Below are 13087 nucleotides of genomic sequence, written 5' to 3'. Positions count from 1 at the left end.
TAATTAAATGCACGTCGGTCTTTTCTTTCGGCGTTTCTTAGTTCATGCTACTAAAGTAGTAGCGAGGTTTCATGATGGGTATAGACGACAATCAGACCTATGAGGTCCAGATTTACATAAACGGGCGCTGGCAGGTCCATGCCCGATACCCTTATCACGAACGCATCCTTGCCGTTCGCGAAGCCAAAGATTTGGGTCTTGAAAAAAAAACATTCCCCGTGCGCGTCGTTCTGGAAGATTACAACCCGCGAACCGGACGTCATGAAGAACGCCTGATCTATAAGAACGGGATCAGCCCAACAGATGTAGACAAAGTTGCAAAAACCAAACGTGCAAACAGTTGGGCCAATATTGCGGTTTCCAGTAATGGTCGTGTCGGATATCTGAATGACGATATTGATATGTACCTGGATACGTTAGATCCGAAAACAGCCCCAAAAGTCAAGGTTTCCGCACCTATGTTCTTGGGCATCTGGCTGACAATTATCAGCGTTGGTGCAGGGGCAGGCGGGGCATCTACAGCAATGCTATACCTGCTTATTCGCGCCTTTGATATTTCTCAGGCTGACAGTGTTCAAAAATTCCTGCTTATGGGTATGTTTACATTGGTATTCATGATCGCTGCCAGTTCCAGCTATGCCCATTATACCAACCGTTTCGATCTGAATATTTTCAAAAAGCGCGTACGTAAAGCGACACCACCAGAACCAACCAAAATCGCACGTGATATGGCAAAAGCGGCAGAGGCAATTGACAAGATCAAACCTGTTTTCACGCCAAAGGAAACAGAAGAACAGGACGAAGAATTCAATATTTTTGACTTAAGTCCTGCGACTGAAGAAACATCACTGCCGACACAAGGGGAAGTCGAATTATCACAAGAAGGTCAGCAACAAAAAATGTTCCTGATCAACTTTTTAGGGACTTGCCTCGGTGCCTTGAAAGGTCCAGACAGCGGCATGGAAAACCTGAACCGGTTCGGGTTGAACATGTTTATGACCGGGGCGGTTCTACGGCTGGCAAAAGACCACAACCTGCGCGCAGATGAAACGCAAGTCATTCTACACCGTATTATTGAAATGCTGGGGGCCAAACCCGATCAGGCCCAGCGTTTTGAAGAAGAATACGAGAGATACCTGCAACATCCGCGTCATTTGGCTTTGTTTGAAGAAAGCGGAAAAATAGCCGCCCGTTTTGCCGAAGGCGATCAATCGGCACCGCTATACATTCGTTCGGTTATGGAAGAATGGGTCAACTGGAAACCTGTTCAAAAAACGACACAAAACCCCAACCTGTTAACCATCATGTTCACCGACATGGTTGGATCCACCGATCTGGCAACCAAGCATGGTGACTATGCCGCACAAGAAGCCTTAAGGAACCACGATCTTACCGTTCGAACAGCCCTGACCAATTTTGAAGGCAAGGAAGTCAAACATCTTGGCGATGGTATTATGGCCTCATTCCAAGATTACGACTTGGCCTTACAGGCGGCTATCGAAATTCAAAAACGAGTTGAAGGCAACAACAACGCCAACCCGGAATTCCCCTTTCAACTCAGGATCGGCGTGCATATAGGCGAGCCAATTAAAAAAAATAACGACTTATTTGGATCCGCCGTTCAATTGGCAGCGCGTATTTGTAATAAAGCAGAAGGCAATCAGATCGCCATTTCCCAAGAATTAAAAGATGTCTTTGGCGACCAGCCCGTTTACACCTTTATGGATCAGGGCTTGCAAAAATTAAAAGGATTCGAACAGCCTCAACAGATCTATCTACTGGATTGGAAAGCTCCTCCTCTTACCTATGAGGACATTAATCTAGAGGAAACGGTTTCCCTGCAAGAAAACAATAACGATACCGATTCTGAGGAAAACCTTCCTGTGCACCTAAGCGCACCTGTCAGTACAGAAGGCATTGCCCCGGACATGAGTGTGCATGTCCTGAAACCTCAAAAGAAACAGGATACAGGGTTCGATATGGGTTTTCCAATGACCCCGCCCAAAACAAAAACAGCGCAGCAGACTGCAAGCAGTGAGGCACAGCAAGCGACATCAAGCGAGACAAAGCAGGTTGATTAAGACAGCTCAAGTTGATAGGCGCGGTCATGTTTTAAGGATGGAATTTTCCCCCGCGTTGCTGCGACCACATCCACATCAATATCAGCCGTCAACACACATGGTTCATCTGCCCCTTCAGCCAAAACTTCGCCCCATGGGCTGATAATCAGCGAATGCCCGTATGTTTGACGGCCTCCTTTATGTTCCCCACACTGCCCAGGCGCAATCACATAACACCCTGTTTCAATGGCACGTGCCCGTAAAAGAACTTTCCAATGCGCCTCGCCCGTTTGCTTGGTAAAGGCTGCCGGAACCGTAATGATATTTGCCCCTGCTTGGGCATAACCGCGATAAAGATGAGGAAAACGGACATCGTAGCAAATGCTCATCCCCAATGATCCCCACGGGGTTTGAGCCAGAACCGCCCGATCTCCACCGTCAAATGTGTTGGATTCCCGATAGCTTTCACCGCCGGCTAAATCCACATCGAATAAATGAATTTTATCGTATTGCCCGACAATCTCACCTTGATCGTTCAATAAAAAACAACGGTTGGCAACTTTACCATTTTCCAAACGAATGGCGAGTGACCCGATTAAAATCCAGCTTTTTGTTTCAACGGCTAAATCACGAAAAGCACTCAGACCAGGGTGTTCGGCTTGCGGATAAGATTTCGCAATAACGTTTTCACCGCCAAACTCCATCATGGCAACATTTTCCGGCAGGCAAATCAGGTTTGCACCTTGCGCTGCGGCCTCGCGTACCATATCGCTCGCCTTGGCAATATTGGTGTCCATATCATTGCTGGCATTCACCTGCACACACGCGGCTTTGAATAACGTCATTTTTTCATTCACCTTTTATAGAGCCAGTTTCGGGTCCAGTTTTCCGGCGCGCTCCAATGCATACATTTCATCACACCCGCCGATATGTTCATCATTGATAAAAATCTGCGGAACAGTATAGCCACCGTTGGCCCGCTTCATCATATCCTGTCGCAAATTCGGCGCGGAGTTTACATCAATTTCTTTATATCCCACGCCTTTTTGCTGCAACAACGCCTTGGCACGCAGGCAATAAGGACAAGTGCGGGTCGTGTATATTTCGATTTTAGTCATCCGTATCTCTGTATCTTCGTCTGTCTGTTTATCTGATATAGCATCATTTACAACTTTTGCCAGATCAAGTTCGCGTGATTAAAGAGATCTGAAAAGTGGTTCAGTTTGTTCAAACCATTTTATTTAGGAAGCACACGAGCCAAGGTTACGACACGGACTTCCTTGGCCCCAGCCCCTAACAAAGCTTTGGTGCAGCCCATAACAGTCGCCCCTGTGGTCATAACGTCATCAACCAGTAAAATACGCATCCCCTCAATATCGCCAATGACCTGAAAGGCCCCTTGCAGGTTCTTTTGCCGGGCCATACGCGATAGATGGCCCTGTACAGGTGTATGGCGGGTGCGTTTTAACAGGGCGGGTTCATACTTTAAACCACTGCGTTTTGACATTTCAAGGGCCAGCAAAGCCGCCTGATTATATCGCCGTTTCAACAATCTGCGCCAATGCAGGGGAACCGGCACCACCACATCGCATTGTCCGATCAAGGGCGCAGCACTTTGCGCCATCCAACCCGCAAAAGCCGGGGCGAGATCGGTTCGGTCGCCATGTTTAAACGCCAAAATCAAATCCCGGACAAAATCATCATAAGGGAAAACAGATCGGGCCTGTGCAAACGGTGGCGCGCATAACGCGCAATCCAGACACAGGGCACTATCAGGAACGTCAAATTCAAACGGCAAGCCACAAGTTTGACAACAGGGGGCACTTAAAAAACAGGCCTGTTCCCAACAATCTTGACAAAGGGTATAAGGATCAACGACGATTTTCTGACAAGAAATGCACCGAGGCGGCAAAAAAAGGTCTAAAACTTTTGAAAATGGTGCCATTTGGGTTTGACCTCACAGGTGTAGCTGCTTATGTGTTGCATTCTCTATGAACGCATGAGGGCTTTTTTTATGTCTGATCTCGAAATCATGAATGTTTTTGACCGCAAAATGGTGCGTGAACACCGCAACCGTGCGGCCCGCACATGGCAGGATTTCGATTTTCTTCATAAAGAAGTCGCCGATCGCCTGTGTGAACGTCTGGACGATGTGGTGCGCGATTTCCCACTGGCACTGGATATCGGCTGTCATGGCGGTGAAATTGCCGAACTGATGAGCGGACGCAGTAAAATCGGTCATCTCATTCAATGCGATCTGTCCGAAGGCATGATCGGGCGCGCCAAGGACAAAGGCGCAACTTCCGTCGTTGCCGATGAAGAATTTCTTCCCTTTGCTGCCGGAAAGTTTGACTTGATCATGTCAAACCTCAGCCTTCATTGGGTGAATGACCTGCCCGGCACCTTGTTACAAATCAACCGCTGCTTAAAACCGGATGGTCTGTTTATCGGCACCATGTTCGGTATTGAATCCTTGCGTGAACTGCGCCAGTCCCTCAGCGATGCGGAAATGGAGGTCGACGGCGGCCTCAGCCCGCGCATCTCGCCGTTTGCCGATGTGCGCGATGCAGGTATGTTGTTGCAGCGTGCGGGCTTTACTCTGCCTGTGGTTGATTCTGATGCCATCACCGTTTCCTATGAAAACCCGCTCAAACTTATGAAAGACCTGAAAGGGATGGGCGAGAATAACAAGGTTCTGGAACGGCGCAAAAACCTGACCAAACGCAGCCTGATTTTTAAGGCCGCACAACGTTATATGGACGAATTCCGCGATGCAGACGGGCGTATTCCCGCTACTTTCCAAGTTATGTTCCTGACCGCGTGGAAGGCAGACCCCAGCCAACCTCAGCCCCTTAAACCCGGTGCGGCAGCAACAAGTCTGGCAGATGCCCTTGGCGTGCCCGAACATGTATTGACCGGAGAAAACAAATGAAGTTTGAAACAGACCTGATCAAAGGTAAACTGATCAAACGTTACAAACGGTTTATGGCGGACGTGGAACTGGAAAACGGCGATGTTGTCACCGCCCATTGTGCCAATTCCGGGTCCATGTTGTCGGTTAAGGAAGCAGGGTCGACCGTTTGGTTATCGCCCAGCAACAATCCCAAACGCAAACTGAAATATACATGGGAAATTATCGAGGTAGATGGGCATAACGTCGGCATCAATACCTCCCATCCCAACAAAATTGTCGAAGAAGCCATTCTGGCGGGTCAAGTTCAGGAACTTTCCGGTTACGCAAGCTTGCGCCGCGAAGTCAAATATGGCCAAAATTCCCGCATCGATATTTTGCTGGAAGATGACGCCAAACCAACCTGTTATGTCGAAGTCAAAAATGTCACCCTGCGACGCGGGGACAACGCCGACTTCCCCGATGCCGTGACCTCGCGCGGGGCCAAACACTTGCGTGAACTTGGCGATATGGTTGAACAAGGCCACCGTGCTGTTATGTTCTATCTGGTGCAACGCCCGGATTGCAAAATTATGGATATCGCGCGTGATATCGATCCGACCTATGACGACGAATTAAAGACGGCAATCAAACGGGGCGTCGAGGTTATCTGTTATCAATGTTGCGTTGAAACAGACGAGATTAACGTGGACAGCCCCCTGCCGGTTGCCTTTTAACGCATTTTGGAATAAATAAAAGGCGAACCACCATTCATTTGGAAGAACGCCAGAGATAAAGGAAAAGCACATTGGCCCGTGGACCGATTAAAATTCATAAGCCCGAAGATTTCGAAGGCATGCGCAAGTCAGGCAAGCTGGCCGCCCAGACGCTCGACTTCATTACGCCTTACGTTGAACCGGGTGTGACCACCGGCGAACTGGACAAACTGTGTCATGATTTTATCACCGACCACGGCGCTGTTTGCGCACCACTAAATTATCGCGGTTTTCCAAAATCCATCTGCACATCGATCAACCATGTGGTCTGTCACGGTATTCCGGGTGATAAAAAACTCATTGAAGGCGATATCGTCAATATTGATGTCACCACCATTTTAGACGGTTGGTACGGCGATACATCACGCATGTTCCCGGTTGGGAAAACCAAGGTCAAGGCCAGCAAACTGATTGATATCACCTATGAATGCCTCATGCTTGGCATTAAAGAAGTCAAACCGGGTGTGCCGCTGAACCGCATTGGCCATGCGATCCAGATGCATGCAGAAGCCCAGCGGTATTCGGTTGTGCGTGATTTTTGCGGACATGGTCTAGGCCGTGTTTTTCACGATGCCCCCAATGTTCTGCACTATGCCGACGGCAATCCCAATGACGGACCTGTCCTGCAAGAGGGTATGTTCTTCACGATTGAGCCCATGATCAACGCCGGGAAATTCGATATTAAAATCCTGTCCGATGGCTGGACGGCTGTCACACGCGATCGTTCCCTGTCTGCACAGTTTGAACATTCCATCGGCGTAACCAAAGACGGGTGCGAAATCTTTACCTTGTCGGAAAAAGGCTGGGACAAACCGCCTTATCAATAAAAATCCCTCAAGACCGATCATAGGAAACGATGCGGAACAAAAATTCGCATCGTTTTTTTATGTCTGTTTGAGGTCTTTAAAGTGAGTGATAAGCCCCATTACATTGGTCATCGTAAACGCCTGCGTGCCCGTTTCCTCAAAACCGGCAGCGAAAGCCTGCACGATTATGAACTCATTGAACTGCTGCTTTTTGGCGCCATTCCACGCGGTGATGTCAAACCGCTTGCCAAACGCTTAATCACTACCTTTGGCAGTTTTGCCGAAGTCATCAGTGCTGATGCCCGTACGCTGGCCTTGGAAGACGGGTTAGGCGAAGCTGCCGTTTGCGCGCTTAAAATCGCACAAGCCGGTGCCATTCGATTGGCACAGGAACAGGTGATGAATAAACCTGTTCTATCGTCATGGCAAATGCTGCTGGATTATTGCCGGGCTTCTATGGCCTATCACGGGGTGGAACAGTTTCGCCTGCTCTACCTTAATCGCAAAAACGTGCTGATTGCCGATGAATTGCAACAGCGTGGCACCATTGACCATACCCCCGTCTACCCCCGTGAAGTCATAAAACGCGCCTTGGAGCTGGAGGCCTCCGCCCTCATCATGGTCCATAACCATCCCAGCGGCGACACCACCCCGTCGCCTGCCGATATTGATGTAACCAAGCGCATAAAATCCATTGCCCGACCTTTAAGTATCGAAATTCATGACCATGTCATCGTCAGTCGCAAGGGCTATTACAGTTTCAAAAATACTGGCCTGCTTTAAAAAGGAAATATCATGATGGATTCACGTGAAAAACTGATTGCCGCCATTGTTTTATCTCAAAACACACTGGATCCAGATCTTTTTATCTCTTTGTTTGATGCCCCATTACGCAACAGTATTAACCCTGAAGAAATCCGGGAATTTCAACAGGATCTGCAACGAGAATTTGGCCAGATGCACCCCCCGAAGTTCTTAGCGACCCTCTCAAAAAATGGCAACCCATGGCTTTTATACACAGTGCGTTTCAGCACCTCCCAAAGCGATTTTCTTCTCAGTATTCTGCTGACAGATACTTCAACATCCCCACATGCTTTGGCTATTCATATCTCATAAATCAGGATTTTCCCTTGATTTCGGTGCCTTCCCCCGGCATAGGTCTTGGAACAGATTAGAAAAGGATCAAATTTATGGAAAACAACTTTGGAAAACTAGGCGCCAACCAGATTGAAGCCCTGCAAAAAGCTCAACCTATTGTCGATGGTATCCTCAAAGCCCAAGATGAAGGTGATTACGACACCTTTTGCAGCTATTTCGAAGGTGCCCTCAAGCAAAACATCACCAAAGAAGATTTCCATAAGAACCAACAAAATATTGCGAATTCAATGGGTAAAGTGATCAAAACCCATTTCGTCACGTCATTGAAACGCGCAGGTCTGGTTGGCCTTGTCTATAAATGTAAATTCAGCAAAAGCGACGATGATTTTATGGTCACAATTACGATCAATGATAGCTCAGACCCACTCATGGCAACGGGCATTTGGATTAGCTAACGTTGTTAAACAGTAATTGTTATCTTGCAAACGTAAACCCTCTCTCTTATAAGTTGTTTTTTTTGTTTAAGAGGTAGGTAACAATGAAGAAAGCTCTATTAGCCTTGGGAATCACGTCTTTTTTAACAGCATGCGCATCCCAACCTGATAAGATCAACACCGCTTATGTATCTGACATTCAATACAGAAATTATGACTGTGACCAATTAACAGAGGAAAGCAGCCGAATTTCTTATCGTGTCAATGAATTGTATGGGAATTTAAAAAATAAAGCCGATGCAGACACAGCCCAAATGGGTATCGGCCTTGTATTGTTCTGGCCCACACTATTTTTGCTGGAAGGCGGAGATGGCCCCGAGGCACAAGAGTATGCGCGCCTAAAAGGTGAACAAGAAGCAATTCAAAAAGTTGCTATTCAAAAGAAATGTTCAATCGATTTTACTCCATTAGACCCCAAAAGTGCTCAAGCTAAAAAAGAAGACGTAACAGGAACGGCTACAAACTAAAACACTTTATACATATTCTAGTGGTAACTCAGTGGTGCACTTTAGTTTTTCCATCGCGAAAGACGAGGAAACATCACTGAGTTGTACCTGCTGGATCAAACGCTTATAAACCCGGTCATAGGCCTGAATATCGGGTACAACGACTTTCAGCAGATAATCCACATCACCGCTCATGCGATAAAATTCGACCACTTCATCAATGGACGCCACGGCTTCAGAAAACGTCTTAAACCATTCAAGGTCATGACGAGCTGTTTTCACTGTCACAAAAACGGTTGTTTTTAAATTTAGTTGTGTTTCTTCCAACAAGGCGACCTGCCCTTTGATCACCCCTTTTTTTTCAAGGTTTTGAATCCGACGCCAACAAGGTGTCGTCGACAAATTGACCTTTTCGGCCACTTCACCAATCGGCATTGATGCATCTTTTTGCAACAGGCGTAATATTTTTTTATCTACGGCATCCATGAGGATAATTTTCTTTCAATTCATCAAATTTAGAAAAATCATATCATAGGAAAAAAGGAATCCCAGAATCTTTCATTCCACCTTTTTCACGGATTCCCTTCCACACACGAAAAACACAACTGGTATTTCCACTTTTTCTTTTTATATTTCAATGAATTACAATCAGGTTTTCGCCCCTTGACAGAGAGGGTGTGCATATATATGTTGCGACGCACTTCGGCTAATGAGTCGAGAAGTGGGGGAAGGCTTGTCTCTTGCGCGTTTTTCTTCCCGTATAATGGGAGACTTGAATGAGCGACGACGACAAAAAACTTTCCGAACTGGACCAGTTCGAAACCCGATTGAAAGCAGCGCGTGGTAATTCCACAGCGCCGCGCGGTTTGAAGGCAGCGACCAACGAACCGCCCAAGGGTTTGGGACTAGCCTTACGTTGCGGTGCAGACCTTGTTTCTGGTTTAGCCGTCGGCGTCGGGATCGGTTATGCACTGGACACGTATGTGTTCGATACAAAACCGTGGTTAATGGTCTTGTTTTTCTTCTTGGGCGCTGCCGCCGGAATTATGAACGTTTTTCGCACCGTTCAGGGTCTTGATATTGCCGTTGGCTATAAAGAAGATTTTGAAAAGCGCGAAAAGGACGACAATTTAAGGGATTAGCCCAATAGGGCAAAGATGAGGGCACTGTGTCGAACAATCCGCTACATCAGTTTCAAATCAACACCATCGTACCTGTAGAGTTCGCTGGTATTGACGCTTCTTTAACAAACTCCGCCGTTGCAATGATTGCCACCGTTGCTGTGGTCAGCATTTTCTTGATCATGGGCATGGGCAGTCGCGCACTTGTACCGGGTCGCTGGCAGTCAATGGCTGAGCTGAGCTACTCCTTCGTAGCGGACATGGTCCGGGATAACGTCGGCAATGAAGGCCGCAAATATTTCCCGATCATCTTCTCACTGTTTATGTTCATTCTGTTTGGTAACTTCCTTGGTCTGTTACCCTACAGCTTCACATTTACAAGTCATGTTGCCGTGACCTTTACCTTGGCGATGGCCGTTTTCATCGGCGTCACGCTGATCGGTATCGCGCGCCACGGTCTGCACTTCTTTACATTCTTCGTACCTGGTGGCGTTCCGTCTGTTATGTTGCCGCTTCTGGTGCCGATTGAAATTATTTCTTATCTGTCCCGTCCGGTTTCGCTGTCCATTCGTTTGTTTGCCAACATGACCGCTGGTCACACAATGATGAAAGTATTCGCTGCCTTCATCGTGCCGCTTGGCTTCCTCGGTGGGTGGGCGCCTTTCGCCGTTGACGTTGCCCTGACAGGTTTTGAGTTTTTGGTGGCGTTCTTGCAAGCTTACGTCTTTGCCGTATTGACTTGCATCTACTTGAACGACTCCATCCACCTGCACTAAGCCTAAGCAACTTAGTACAGGAACTTCGCAGACTTTAAGGGTTTGTTGACTTCAGGTGATGACGAAGCGCGAACCCTTTAAAGTTTCACTTTTTTACTTTTCTTATAGGACTTAGATCTATGGAACTCGCTGCTGCTAAAATGATCGGTGCTGGTCTGGCTGTAATCGGCCTGTCTGGCGTTGGTGCTGGTATTGGTAACATCTTCTCTTCTCTGATCGGCTCTGTTGCACGCAACCCTGCTGCTCGTTCACAAGTATTCGGCCTGGCTATGCTTGGCTTCGCACTTGTTGAGGCGGTTGCTTTGTACGCACTGCTCATCTCTTTCCTTATCCTCTTCACCTAAGAGTCGATAATCGAAGTTTCATAGGTCACTGAATTCTCGGTGACCTTTCGAACTTTTTTTGGAAGGAGCGCAATATGCCACAGTTAGATGTGACCACATTTGCCCCGCAAATCGTATGGCTCGTGATCACCTTCTTGGCGATGTATTTCATCATGGCCAAGGTGGCGCTGCCGCGCATTGCAGAGGTACTCGACGAGCGTCAAACACGCATCGATGAAAACCTCGCAAAGGCTGCCGCTTTAAAAGTTGAAGCGGAACAAGCTGCTGCTGCTTATGAACAGTCTCTCGCAGAGGCTCGCTCGAAAGCTCAAGACGAAGTAAAAGTCGTGATCGATCAAGCGAACGCTGCTCAGGCCAAAGCTCAGGAAGAGCTGGCGGCCAAACTGGACAAAAAGTTGTCAGACGCTGAAGCCCGCATCGCGGAAGCAAAAGACAAGGCGCTTGCAAATATCACCGGTGTTTCTGCAGATGTCGCAAAGGCAACTGTTGAAAAACTGGCTGGTGTTTCCGTAGACGACGCAGCGGTGAATGCCGCTGTTGCCAAAGCAATGGAGCAGAACTGATGATTAGTGTTGCACACGCTGCCTCTGGTGCAGCTGAACACGCTGACGGCGGTATGCTTCACGATCCCACATTCTGGGTTGCCCTGGCATTCGTCGTTCTGATGGTCTTTGCAGCCAAACCAGTAGGTCGTATACTGGCCACGGCTCTGGACGATCGCGCCGATACGATTAAAGCACAGCTGGACGAAGCCGAAAAACTTCGTGAAGAAGCACAGGAACTTCTGGCTTCTTACAAACGCAAGCAACAGGAAGCGGAAGAAGAAGCCGCTAAAATCCTGCAGCGTGCGAAAGACGAAGCGGCTCGACTGGAAGCTAAGTCGAAAACCGATCTGGAAAACGCCCTGAAGCGTCGCGAAGCCGCAGCCGAAGCTCGTATTGCACAAGCTGAAGCCTCTGCTATCGCTGAAATTCAGGACCTGGCAACACGTGTTGCAATCTCCGCTGCTGAGCAACTGCTCACAGAAGGGATTTCTGCACCGAAGGCCAATGCCATGATCGATGCTGCTATTGCCGAGTTGCCTTCTCAATTGAGCAACTAAGCATAGCCTCTATCGGCTAATCGCATCTTAAAAAAAGAGTCTCCTATTTTTGGAGGCTCTTTTTTTTGTCTAAATTATTACATTAGACTTCATTGATAATCATCAATGCCACACACGCGCTTATTGCGTATCACGATCAAGAGAGATAAGCTTCTCCCCATCCCCCTTCCATTTTCAAGATCATACTCATGTCAGAAAACCAAAACAGTCTTCAATATTTCCCGCTTCCCATGTTCGCAACGACGATGGGGTTGTCTGGTTTGACCATTATTTCACATAAAATGGAATGGATGCTCGGCAGTAATGGTATTGTATTTTACACACTCGCCTATCTGACATTGGCAATTTACATTGCAATCCTTGCAACTTATACCCTGAAATCGTTGCGCTACCCTCAAGCTGTTCTCGCAGATTGGAACCACCCCATTAAAATCAGCTTTTTCCCTGCCGCCAGTATCAGCTTACTTTTACTTGGCGCTGCTTTTTACCCCATCAATGAACGGCTCTCATTTTTTCTATGGGCTACCGGGACTTTTTTCCAATTTTTTCTGTCAATGTCCATCATCAGCAGCTGGATCAGTCATGCCCGTTATGAGGTTGTCCACAGTACACCTGCATGGTTTATCCCTGCTGTTGGGAATATTATTGTTCCCTTGGTCGGTGTACGGCACGCCTCCTTGGAACTATCCTGGTTTTTCTTTGCGTGGGGAATCCTATTTTGGGTAATCCTACTGATCCTGATTATCAACCGGTTGATGTTTCACAACCCCATGGCGCAAAAGTTAATGCCGACTTTGTTTATTCTACTCGCCCCCCCCAGTATCGGTTTTGTCTCCTACATTCAGATGACCGGCGAACTCGATACATTTGGACGGTTAATCTATTATTGGGCAGCCTTTTTCTTCTGTTTACTGCTTTCTCAAATTCACCGCATGGTGCGCATTAAATTTGCCATGTCGTGGTGGGCCTACACCTTCCCACTGGCTGCTTTCACCAGTGCTACCCTTTTAATGGGCCAATTGACCCATCTCACCTTTTTCGACTATCTCGCACAAGTCCTTTATATTCTGACACTTGTTGTCATTGTCAGTTTATTCCTGCGAACCCTTATTGCCTTATTAAAATGCGAAGTCTGCGTCCCGGACTAATCCGCAATTATACTCAGCGTATTTTT

At 47.5% G+C, this 13087-nt stretch carries 18 protein-coding genes; 14 read left to right on the top strand and 4 right to left on the bottom strand.

Annotation, left to right across the window (positions count from 1 at the left end):
- The first annotated feature begins 71 nt into the window (after positions 1 to 71).
- Entirely contained in the window at positions 72 to 2081 is a 2010-nt protein-coding gene (locus ACI0FF_RS04270) for an adenylate/guanylate cyclase domain-containing protein (RefSeq protein WP_419798890.1), read from the top strand.
- Here ACI0FF_RS04270 and ACI0FF_RS04265 read toward each other — a convergent pair.
- From ACI0FF_RS04265 to ACI0FF_RS04255, 3 genes are all read right to left on the bottom strand, one after another.
- Complete coding sequence (locus tag ACI0FF_RS04265; protein WP_419798889.1) at positions 2078 to 2905, bottom strand: carbon-nitrogen hydrolase family protein; 828 nt, start codon at positions 2903 to 2905, stop codon at positions 2078 to 2080. The genes ACI0FF_RS04270 and ACI0FF_RS04265 overlap by 4 nt on opposite strands.
- Positions 2906 to 2920: 15 nt before the next feature.
- Positions 2921 to 3178 (bottom strand): glutaredoxin 3, encoded by a 258-nt coding sequence (grxC, locus tag ACI0FF_RS04260; protein WP_419798888.1) that lies wholly within the window; start codon positions 3176 to 3178, stop codon positions 2921 to 2923.
- A 119-nt stretch (positions 3179 to 3297) separates the two neighbouring features.
- Entirely contained in the window at positions 3298 to 4005 is a 708-nt protein-coding gene (locus ACI0FF_RS04255; RefSeq protein WP_419798887.1) for a ComF family protein, read from the bottom strand.
- A 69-nt stretch (positions 4006 to 4074) separates the two neighbouring features.
- Here ACI0FF_RS04255 and ACI0FF_RS04250 point away from each other — a divergent pair, with 69 nt between their 5' ends.
- From ACI0FF_RS04250 to ACI0FF_RS04220, 7 genes are all read left to right on the top strand, one after another.
- Positions 4075 to 4992, top strand: coding sequence for a methyltransferase domain-containing protein (locus ACI0FF_RS04250; RefSeq protein WP_419798886.1), 918 nt, complete (start codon positions 4075 to 4077; stop codon positions 4990 to 4992).
- Entirely contained in the window at positions 4989 to 5687 is a 699-nt protein-coding gene (gene sfsA / locus ACI0FF_RS04245; protein ID WP_419798885.1) for a DNA/RNA nuclease SfsA, read from the top strand. Before ACI0FF_RS04250 ends, sfsA begins: the two co-directional genes overlap by 4 nt.
- A gap of 119 nt (positions 5688 to 5806) precedes the next feature.
- Entirely contained in the window at positions 5807 to 6553 is a 747-nt protein-coding gene (gene map, locus ACI0FF_RS04240; protein WP_419799688.1) for a type I methionyl aminopeptidase, read from the top strand.
- Positions 6554 to 6634: 81 nt separating this feature from the next.
- Positions 6635 to 7315, top strand: a complete 681-nt coding sequence (gene radC / locus ACI0FF_RS04235) for a RadC family protein (RefSeq protein WP_419798884.1) — start codon at positions 6635 to 6637, stop codon at positions 7313 to 7315.
- Between the two features lie 12 nt (positions 7316 to 7327).
- On the top strand, positions 7328 to 7648 hold the full coding sequence (locus ACI0FF_RS04230; protein WP_419798883.1) for a hypothetical protein: 321 nt from the start codon (positions 7328 to 7330) through the stop codon (positions 7646 to 7648).
- A gap of 74 nt (positions 7649 to 7722) precedes the next feature.
- Entirely contained in the window at positions 7723 to 8085 is a 363-nt protein-coding gene (locus ACI0FF_RS04225) for a hypothetical protein (protein WP_419798882.1), read from the top strand.
- Between the two features lie 83 nt (positions 8086 to 8168).
- Positions 8169 to 8591 carry a hypothetical protein gene (locus tag ACI0FF_RS04220; protein WP_419798881.1) on the top strand — a complete coding sequence of 141 codons (423 nt, stop codon included), beginning with the start codon at positions 8169 to 8171 and terminating at the stop codon, positions 8589 to 8591.
- 6 nt (positions 8592 to 8597) lie between these two features.
- Here ACI0FF_RS04220 and ACI0FF_RS04215 read toward each other — a convergent pair whose 3' ends face one another.
- The gene (locus tag ACI0FF_RS04215; protein WP_419798880.1) at positions 8598 to 9056 is read right to left on the bottom strand and encodes an Lrp/AsnC family transcriptional regulator; all 459 of its coding nucleotides are present in this window, start codon (positions 9054 to 9056) and stop codon (positions 8598 to 8600) included.
- 290 nt (positions 9057 to 9346) lie between these two features.
- Between ACI0FF_RS04215 and ACI0FF_RS04210 the strand changes: the two genes are divergently transcribed.
- The 6 genes from ACI0FF_RS04210 to ACI0FF_RS04185 all read left to right on the top strand — a co-directional run bounded on the left by ACI0FF_RS04210 (position 9347) and on the right by ACI0FF_RS04185 (position 13061).
- Complete coding sequence (locus ACI0FF_RS04210; RefSeq protein WP_419798879.1) at positions 9347 to 9712, top strand: AtpZ/AtpI family protein; 366 nt, start codon at positions 9347 to 9349, stop codon at positions 9710 to 9712.
- A 26-nt stretch (positions 9713 to 9738) separates the two neighbouring features.
- Positions 9739 to 10467 (top strand): F0F1 ATP synthase subunit A, encoded by a 729-nt coding sequence (locus tag ACI0FF_RS04205; protein WP_419798878.1) that lies wholly within the window; start codon positions 9739 to 9741, stop codon positions 10465 to 10467.
- A 119-nt stretch (positions 10468 to 10586) separates the two neighbouring features.
- Positions 10587 to 10811 carry an ATP synthase subunit C family protein gene (locus tag ACI0FF_RS04200; RefSeq protein WP_069189405.1) on the top strand — a complete coding sequence of 75 codons (225 nt, stop codon included), beginning with the start codon at positions 10587 to 10589 and terminating at the stop codon, positions 10809 to 10811.
- 74 nt (positions 10812 to 10885) lie between these two features.
- Entirely contained in the window at positions 10886 to 11374 is a 489-nt protein-coding gene (locus ACI0FF_RS04195; protein WP_419798877.1) for a F0F1 ATP synthase subunit B', read from the top strand.
- Positions 11374 to 11913 carry a F0F1 ATP synthase subunit B gene (locus tag ACI0FF_RS04190; RefSeq protein ID WP_419798876.1) on the top strand — a complete coding sequence of 180 codons (540 nt, stop codon included), beginning with the start codon at positions 11374 to 11376 and terminating at the stop codon, positions 11911 to 11913. Before ACI0FF_RS04195 ends, ACI0FF_RS04190 begins: the two co-directional genes overlap by 1 nt.
- A 188-nt stretch (positions 11914 to 12101) precedes the next feature.
- On the top strand, positions 12102 to 13061 hold the full coding sequence (locus tag ACI0FF_RS04185) for an SLAC1 anion channel family protein (RefSeq protein WP_419798875.1): 960 nt from the start codon (positions 12102 to 12104) through the stop codon (positions 13059 to 13061).
- Positions 13062 to 13087 lie beyond the last annotated feature (26 nt).

The sequence above is a fragment of the Terasakiella sp. 4MB5A genome, from assembly GCF_050058155.1.
Taxonomy (GTDB): Bacteria; Pseudomonadota; Alphaproteobacteria; order Rhodospirillales; family Terasakiellaceae; genus Terasakiella; species Terasakiella halodenitrificans.
Note: the sequence above shows the minus strand (reverse complement) of the source record. Positions and strands in the feature narration are given on the sequence as shown.

Bases quoted from the DNA above. Each gene is read 5' to 3' on its own strand.
- ACI0FF_RS04190 (WP_419798876.1), top strand. From the start codon at position 11,374: ATGATTAGTGTTGCACACGCTGCCTCTGGTGCAGCTGAACACGCTGAC.
- ACI0FF_RS04270 (WP_419798890.1), top strand. From the start codon at position 72: ATGATGGGTATAGACGACAATCAGACCTATGAGGTCCAGATTTACATA.
- ACI0FF_RS04225 (WP_419798882.1), top strand. From the start codon at position 7,723: ATGGAAAACAACTTTGGAAAACTAGGCGCCAACCAGATTGAAGCCCTG.
- ACI0FF_RS04215 (WP_419798880.1), bottom strand. From the start codon at position 9,056: ATGGATGCCGTAGATAAAAAAATATTACGCCTGTTGCAAAAAGATGCA.
- map (WP_419799688.1), top strand. From the start codon at position 5,807: ATGCGCAAGTCAGGCAAGCTGGCCGCCCAGACGCTCGACTTCATTACG.
- ACI0FF_RS04200 (WP_069189405.1), top strand. From the start codon at position 10,587: ATGGAACTCGCTGCTGCTAAAATGATCGGTGCTGGTCTGGCTGTAATC.
- ACI0FF_RS04220 (WP_419798881.1), top strand. From the start codon at position 8,169: ATGAAGAAAGCTCTATTAGCCTTGGGAATCACGTCTTTTTTAACAGCA.
- sfsA (WP_419798885.1), top strand. From the start codon at position 4,989: ATGAAGTTTGAAACAGACCTGATCAAAGGTAAACTGATCAAACGTTAC.
- grxC (WP_419798888.1), bottom strand. From the start codon at position 3,178: ATGACTAAAATCGAAATATACACGACCCGCACTTGTCCTTATTGCCTG.
- ACI0FF_RS04185 (WP_419798875.1), top strand. From the start codon at position 12,102: ATGTCAGAAAACCAAAACAGTCTTCAATATTTCCCGCTTCCCATGTTC.
- ACI0FF_RS04210 (WP_419798879.1), top strand. From the start codon at position 9,347: ATGAGCGACGACGACAAAAAACTTTCCGAACTGGACCAGTTCGAAACC.
- ACI0FF_RS04230 (WP_419798883.1), top strand. From the start codon at position 7,328: ATGATGGATTCACGTGAAAAACTGATTGCCGCCATTGTTTTATCTCAA.
- ACI0FF_RS04255 (WP_419798887.1), bottom strand. From the start codon at position 4,005: ATGGCACCATTTTCAAAAGTTTTAGACCTTTTTTTGCCGCCTCGGTGC.
- ACI0FF_RS04265 (WP_419798889.1), bottom strand. From the start codon at position 2,905: ATGACGTTATTCAAAGCCGCGTGTGTGCAGGTGAATGCCAGCAATGAT.
- ACI0FF_RS04195 (WP_419798877.1), top strand. From the start codon at position 10,886: ATGCCACAGTTAGATGTGACCACATTTGCCCCGCAAATCGTATGGCTC.
- ACI0FF_RS04250 (WP_419798886.1), top strand. From the start codon at position 4,075: ATGTCTGATCTCGAAATCATGAATGTTTTTGACCGCAAAATGGTGCGT.